This window comes from Psychrobacter glacincola (assembly GCF_965118485.1).
Lineage (GTDB): Bacteria > Pseudomonadota > Gammaproteobacteria > Pseudomonadales > Moraxellaceae > Psychrobacter > Psychrobacter glacincola_D.
In genome coordinates this window covers 190,352-197,427 of record NZ_CBCPJH010000001.1, presented here as the reverse complement: position 1 = coordinate 197,427, position 7,076 = coordinate 190,352, and the positions used below count along the sequence as shown (strand labels likewise).

Below are 7,076 nucleotides of genomic sequence, written 5' to 3'. Positions count from 1 at the left end.
ATATAAATTAAAGTCTCAATTTCTGATACATCACCTTCATTTCTAAAAGATGAATCAGCAGGTGTGATTTCGAACGGTAATCTATCTTGCTTGTCTAAAAGTTTTGTATAAGAACAACCTTTTCCATGCTTCAATACGTTAATAGCGTAGTAAAAGTCTTCAAATCTTACGAGTAATTCCTCATTTTTATCTCTTGCAAGTTTTATTTTTAACTCTTTAAAAGCCGAACCTTTCTCAATCTTTAATTCATTCTGAATTACTGCTTCGAATAGTGAAAACAGTCCTATAACAAATATAGTTCTTTCCCATTGTATCTTTTGAAGATTTATAACCAATCTAGTTGAACCTGATTCTTGAAGCTCCTCATAAATCAGCTTTTCTATTCTATTAAAATTTTCAATATGTGTTTCTGTACTTTCAGAAACAATCTGAATAAATCTTTGCATAACCTTCCTTCTTTTTCTTAGTACATAACTTAGGATGATATTACGACACTAGTGTACCTATCTTTTTCAAAATTTTATGGTAGCAGAGATGCTCCAAGCTGAACCAATAAAATATAACTTACAAGAAAAGTGAGCTGGGCGGCGTACCCTACTAGAAAAAGAGCCACTAGATTTCTCCAGCAGCTCTTTTATAAATTCAAAAACTAAGTCTAAGCTTTGATTAATCAGACTAAACTATTCACCGCATCAATCACAGCTTCAGTAGTAATACCAAACTCTCTATATAACTCTTCAGCAGGAGCAGATTCGCCATAAGTGGTCATGCCGATGACTTTACCATCAAGACCAACGAACTTATACCAGTAGTCAACATGAGCCGCTTCTACAGCGACGCGAGCACGGATATCGGCTGGTAATACTGACTCGCGATAGCTGGCATCTTGCTCTACGAAAATTTCTGCACAGGGCATAGAGACTACACGGACGCCAACGCTATTTTCACTTAACGTCTCATACGCTTGCATCGCCAAACCAACTTCTGAACCAGTAGCGACGATAATTGCTTGTAGCTCGCTTTGCTCTTTAGCTAATACATAACCGCCTTTATTGATATTAGCGACTTGCTCAGCGTCACGGGCTTGATGTGGCAAGCTTTGACGGCTGAAAATCAATGCAGATGGATTATTTTCTGACTTAATCGCTTCGACCCAAGCGCTTGCTGATTCCGTCGCATCACAAGGACGCCATGTACGTAGGTTTGGCGTGGTGCGCAAGCTGGTCAATTGCTCAACTGGCTGATGCGTTGGACCGTCTTCACCCAGACCAATAGAATCATGAGTATAAACATGAATCACACGCTGTTTCATCAGCGCGCCCATACGTACCGCATTACGGGCGTATTCCATAAACATCAGGAAGGTAGCAACATAAGGAATAAAACCGCCATGTAGTGCGATACCGTTGGCAATCGCCGTCATACCAAATTCGCGTACACCATAATAAATATAGTTACCAGCAGCATCGTCTTGGATACCTTTAGCATCTTTAAATAGCGTCAAGTTTGAACCAGCTAGATCCGCTGAACCACCAAGCAACTCTGGCAGTAATGGCTGCAAAGTATTAATCGCATTTTGGCTGGCTTTACGGCTAGCAACATCTCCACCTTGTTCTTGAGTCTGCTGAATATAATCTTGTGCTTTTTGCTCAAAGTCAGCTGGTAAGTCACCCTCTAAACGACGTAGTAATTCAGCTGCTAATTCTGGATAGGCCTTTTTATAAGCTGCAAAGTTCGCGTCCCAATTTTTCTGTAAGACGTCGCCTTTCGCTTTACCATCCCACGCTTGATAGATTTCCTCATCTAGTTCAAACGGTGCATGCTTCCAAGATAGCGCATCGCGAGTTAAGACGATTTCGTCATCACCTAGTGGCGAGCCATGACTGGACGCTAAGCCTTGTTTATTCGGGCTACCAGCACCGATAGTAGTTTTGCAAATAATTAAACTTGGCTTAGTGGTTTCTTTAATTGCTTGCTCAGTAGCTTGCGTAATCTCATCAGTATCATGACCATCGACTTTGATCACTTGCCAGCCATAAGACTCAAAGCGCGCTTGCGTATCATCTGTGAACCAGCCATCGACATTACCATCGATTGAGATGCCATTGTCATCATAGAAGAATACTAATTTACCCAATCCTAGTGTGCCAGCTAATGAGCAAACTTCATGGCTAATACCTTCCATCAAGCAGCCATCGCCCAAGAACGCATAAGTATGATGGTCAACGATATTATGACCTTCACGATTAAACTGCGCTGCTAACGTTTTTTCTGCAATCGCAAAACCAACGGCGTTGGCAATACCTTGCCCTAGTGGACCAGTGGTGGTTTCAATACCTGGCGTATAGCCAAGCTCAGGGTGACCAGGAGTTTTTGAATGCAGCTGACGGAAACCTTTTAGGTCATCAACGCTAACGTCATAGCCTGATAAATGCAGCAATGAATAGATGAGCATTGAGCCATGACCGTTTGATAAGACAAAACGGTCACGGTTATGCCAGCTTGGATCAGCAGGATTGTGCTTTAGAAACTTGCGCCACAAAACTTCGGCAATATCAGCCATGCCCATCGGTGCACCAGGGTGACCAGAATTGGCTTTTTGAACCGCGTCGAACGACAGTACGCGGATGGCATTGGCTAATTTACGTTCGCTAATTGGAGCTGGCATAGAGTGTCCTAATATTCGGATAGAATTATGGAGGATAAGAGGAGAGTTTATTCAGAGGGTCATAAAATAAGGACGCAATAGGCGCCCTTAACAAATAATCTGTAAATACAGGCGGTAATATTAACATAGTTACGCTCTGCCTAGCCAAAAATGCGCTGATAGAAGCGTTCGTATTTAATAATAATTTGTATCAGTTTTATCAATTTGACCAACACTTACTACAAGAAACCACAATCGGCGAGCCAACATACTGACTCACTGATTGCATTAATCATCAAATAACTATCTATTAAACAACTACACTAGAATCGTCTCAGCGCCGCCCATAAAGGGACGCAATACTTCCGGAATAGTAATACTACCATCGGCGTTTTGATGATTTTCCATCACTGCCAATAACGTACGACCGACTGCTAAGCCTGAACCGTTTAAGGTATGAGCAAGACTGGTTTGTTTGCCGTCTTTGACGCGTGTACCCATACGGCGAGCTTGGAAATCACCACAGTTTGAGCAACTTGAGATTTCGCGATAGGTGTCTTGGCTTGGCAACCACACTTCGATATCATAGGTTTTTTGTGCCGCGAAACCCATATCACTGGTGCATAATTGAACCGTACGATAGGGCAGATTTAGCTGCTGTAAAACATATTCAGCTTGCCCTGTCATTGCCTCTAGTAACTCATCCGATTGCTCTGCAGTGCCAATATTGACCATCTCAACTTTTTCAAACTGGTGCTGACGAATTAGACCACGGGTATCACGACCGTGTGAGCCCGCTTCACTACGGAAACATGGCGTATGTGCGGTGAATTTTAATGGTAGCTCACTGATGTCTAAACGCTCGCCGCGTACTAAGTTGGTCATCGGTACTTCAGCCGTCGGAATGAGATAAAAGTCCATATCATCATTATTCGTATGATTGGTTAGTTTAAACAAATCATCTTCAAACTTCGGCAATTGACCCGTACCTTTTAAGCTTTCAGAATTAACGATATACGGCACATAAGTTTCTGTATAGCCGTACTTGATGGTATGAGTATTGAGCATGAATTGAATTAAGGCGCGGTGCAGTTGCGCAAGCTGGCCTTTGAGCACATTAAAACGACTACCCGTCAGCTTAGTCGCAGCTTCAAAATCTAGCATGCCAAGTGTCTCACCGATATGGGTATGATCTTGAATGTCAAAATCAAACTCACGCGGCGTACCCCATCTGCGTACTTCGACGTTATCGTCTTCTGACGTACCAACTGGCACATCTGCTGCTGGAATATTTGGTATCTGTAATGCCGCTTGGCTAATGCGCTCTTGTAGAGTGCGCAGCTCATCTTCAGCAACTTTAATCTCACCGCTGACGCTTTGCATTTCCGCCAATAGCTCACTGGCATCTTCACCTGATTTTTTTAGCGCCCCGACTTGCTTAGCACCTGCATTACGGCGCGATTGCAACTCTTCGGTTTTGACCTGTAGAGATTTACGTTCGGACTCAACGGTTTGCCAGAACGCCATGTCAAGCTTATAGCCACGAGTGGCTAGCTGCTGTTGTAACTCATTTAAATCGCCGCGTAAGAGTTTCGGATCAATCATAATAGGAACCTGTAATACTGAGAGTGAGTAAAATTTTTAAATATTATTAGGGCGTGTTGAACAGATAAAAGTAATATCTAAGCTGAACAGCAATTTCGCTTATCGTCAATTTAACTTTATGACTTATTGCTTCAATAACTCAGTTACTATCTTACTGTGCTTACTGTGCTGTCATATTGGACAGCAGAATGTGTGGTAGCCGCTATAATACCAAGACCCAGCAGATTTGACCATGTTTTGCCCCTATTTAGAAGCTAAAAAGGCGACCTTGCGACTATTTTTGCATATGTAACGATGCTGCTTTATAGCAAAAAAATTTAGTTTGAAACCATGTTTGAATGTTGCGCGTTATCCCAATATTTTCTTCTGACAAACTTAAGATTAGCGTCAACAATTATCGCCACTCTCTATTAATGCTATTAATATGATGTCTATCAATGAACAGAACGGCTTATATGTTTCATTTAGGGGCGCTTTTCGGTAAGATAAGCGCATAGCTTTATTACACTTCCAGCCAAGTACAGCATTACCGCTCCGCTTTGGTGATTTAAACCCAACGCTTTCAACACAAGTATTTGAGAAACCTTTATGGCCCTGTACCCCTACACGCTGCAACCTGTTGCCTTAAACCTAACCGAGGCAGAATTCCATCAAGCACAGTATGAACTATTTGCTAGTGCTAGCCCGTCATTTGGTCTGTCGAATATCAAACTGAAAGAATGGATTATCATGGCAGTCGCTGTGGTTTTAGCCGTTGCTGGACTGGTCTTTTTAACAGGCTATTCGACCATTATTTTTTGGCTGATGCTAGCAGCCGTTGTTGTCTACCTACTGGTTCGTACCCTTGGTTTTAAATGGTATGTCAAAAGAGAGTTTGAAAAGCAAGTTGCTGAGCAAGAAATGCCTGACGAGATGCGTCAAATGAAACTAGGTGTACAGAAGCATGGTCTGGTAATGGCTGTACCGGTCAATCAGCCAGATATGTTTAATAGTAATCAGATGCGCGGTATGCAGATGCGTGCAGGTAGCACCCAACAAGCAGTTATCCCTTGGTCTGCAGTCAAAAGCTGGGATGAAACCGATGACTATATCTTTATGATGTTTGAGATGAAAGGTCAGCAAGGTAGTCAGATTATCCCTAAACGCTTGCAAGCGCAAAAATTCCCAATCGATACGGTGCGTCAGCATTTATTAGAAGTGGTCGCGGTAAAAGGTCTGAATACCGAGAATCTACAGCTACCCGCTAAATAAGCTAAAAGCTCTACCTAAGACTAAAGCTATTATTGTTTGATAAAACATATTACAAATGTTAATTTGATTTATTTAACTTATTTTTGATTGCTTGCTATAATAGTAAGAATGAAAGGTTAAGTAATTGGCGGTAAGCAGCTGTTTTGACGATGAGTCAAGAGCAGCTGATGTTAATCATTTAAGCTTTAACGCTACAATCTTTTAATGTTAAATAAACACTCAATGAAAAGGATAATATAATGAGTAACAATAATAACGATACGAATCAAATCGGTCTAGAAAAAGCAGATATGAGCGCAGTCATTGCAAAGTTAAATGGTCTACTATCTAGCTATCATATGTTTTATATCAATGTCCGTGGTTATCATTGGAACGTTAAAGGTGAGCATTTCTTCACTTTACATCCAAAGTTTGAAGAGCTATATACAGCCCTACAACTACAAATTGATGAAATTGCTGAACGTATCCTAACTTTAGGCGGCACGCCATTGCATGCCTATAGCGATTTTGCTCAGCATACGAGCATTAGCGAAGACAAAAACGTTAAAGGCGGTACGACTTGCGTCAACGGTGTGGTTAGTGGTCTGCAAGCGCTGATTGCAGAGCAACGTCAAGTATCAGCGCTCGCGGTAGAAAGCGACGACCAAGGTACCGCTGATTTGGTTGATGCCTATGTGCAAGAGCAAGAAAAGCTTATTTGGATGTATAACGCCTTTTTGGGCTAATGATTCTATTGAAATCCTATAAGAATAATGACATTTAAAGCAATAAAAAAGCACCTAATTTAGGTGCTTTTTTATTGGGCTTTTATAGATAAAAGCCTCTATTTTTGCATCCATTGACGCATTTTTTCACGCTCAGCAGGCGACGCTTGTAGCCAAATCTGCATAAACTGGTCTAGTGTACTGCTAGAAGCGTTAACACTCGTCGTTTGCGTCACGGTAGCACCAGTATTTACTGTTGAATTAGCACTTGCAGATGGTTGATCGAGTGCCGCAATAGCACGTTGGTTTTGCAGCTCAGCATCACCGCTACCACCAAACACGCCGCCTAACGCTTTACCAAGTCCTGAGAATAAGCTGTTGTTATTGCCGCCGACACTTTCTTGACTAGCAATGACGGTATTATTCTGTTGTATCGCGAGCGTTGGACGCTCAGCGTATTTCTTAGCAGATGCATAGTCTTGTGGCTGATTTGGCATAGTTAAGCGATACGTTTGATTGTCTGCTAATTCAGCGGCAACACTAACATTACCCGAACGCAGATAATCGTGCTCATCGCGGCGCAGATCATAGAGACGATCATATTTAGCCGTAATCACATGTTTGCCAGGCTGCAAGGTAAATGACTTGGTTAATGGCTGCAGAATACTCTGTGTCAGCTCTTGACCATTGATTGCCGTCACTTTGATATGATCATCAACCAATAAAGTAACTGCCGCTTGCGATAGCGTAGAGACAGAAGCCCCAGCAAAAAACACAGCAATAATAGAGAGTTTTTTTAGCAAAGACGCGTTTGATTTCATAATTTTTCCAGTAATAGTAAAGGCATTTTAAATAGAAATTTTTGTTCT

The 7,076-nt window shown here is 41.8% G+C and carries 6 protein-coding genes; 2 read left to right on the top strand and 4 right to left on the bottom strand.

What is annotated here, in order from left to right; all coding sequences use genetic code 11:
* From ACMHKH_RS00885 to serS, 3 genes are all read right to left on the bottom strand, one after another.
* A partial coding sequence (locus tag ACMHKH_RS00885; protein ID WP_413518797.1) for a hypothetical protein occupies positions 1 to 446 on the bottom strand: 446 nt, incomplete at its 3' end.
* 224 nt (positions 447 to 670) lie between these two features.
* Positions 671 to 2,668 carry a transketolase gene (gene tkt, locus ACMHKH_RS00880; RefSeq protein ID WP_413518796.1) on the bottom strand — a complete coding sequence of 666 codons (1,998 nt, stop codon included), beginning with the start codon at positions 2,666 to 2,668 and terminating at the stop codon, positions 671 to 673.
* Positions 2,669 to 2,965: 297 nt separating this feature from the next.
* The gene (gene serS, locus ACMHKH_RS00875; protein WP_413518795.1) at positions 2,966 to 4,252 is read right to left on the bottom strand and encodes a serine--tRNA ligase; all 1,287 of its coding nucleotides are present in this window, start codon (positions 4,250 to 4,252) and stop codon (positions 2,966 to 2,968) included.
* A 588-nt stretch (positions 4,253 to 4,840) separates the two neighbouring features.
* Here serS and ACMHKH_RS00870 point away from each other — a divergent pair.
* The gene (locus ACMHKH_RS00870) at positions 4,841 to 5,503 is read left to right on the top strand and encodes a YcxB family protein (RefSeq protein ID WP_413518794.1); all 663 of its coding nucleotides are present in this window, start codon (positions 4,841 to 4,843) and stop codon (positions 5,501 to 5,503) included.
* 239 nt (positions 5,504 to 5,742) lie between these two features.
* Positions 5,743 to 6,228 (top strand): Dps family protein, encoded by a 486-nt coding sequence (locus tag ACMHKH_RS00865; protein WP_413518793.1) that lies wholly within the window; start codon positions 5,743 to 5,745, stop codon positions 6,226 to 6,228.
* Between the two features lie 98 nt (positions 6,229 to 6,326).
* Here ACMHKH_RS00865 and ACMHKH_RS00860 read toward each other — a convergent pair whose 3' ends face one another.
* Positions 6,327 to 7,028 carry a DUF2057 family protein gene (locus tag ACMHKH_RS00860; protein WP_413518792.1) on the bottom strand — a complete coding sequence of 234 codons (702 nt, stop codon included), beginning with the start codon at positions 7,026 to 7,028 and terminating at the stop codon, positions 6,327 to 6,329.
* Positions 7,029 to 7,076 lie beyond the last annotated feature (48 nt).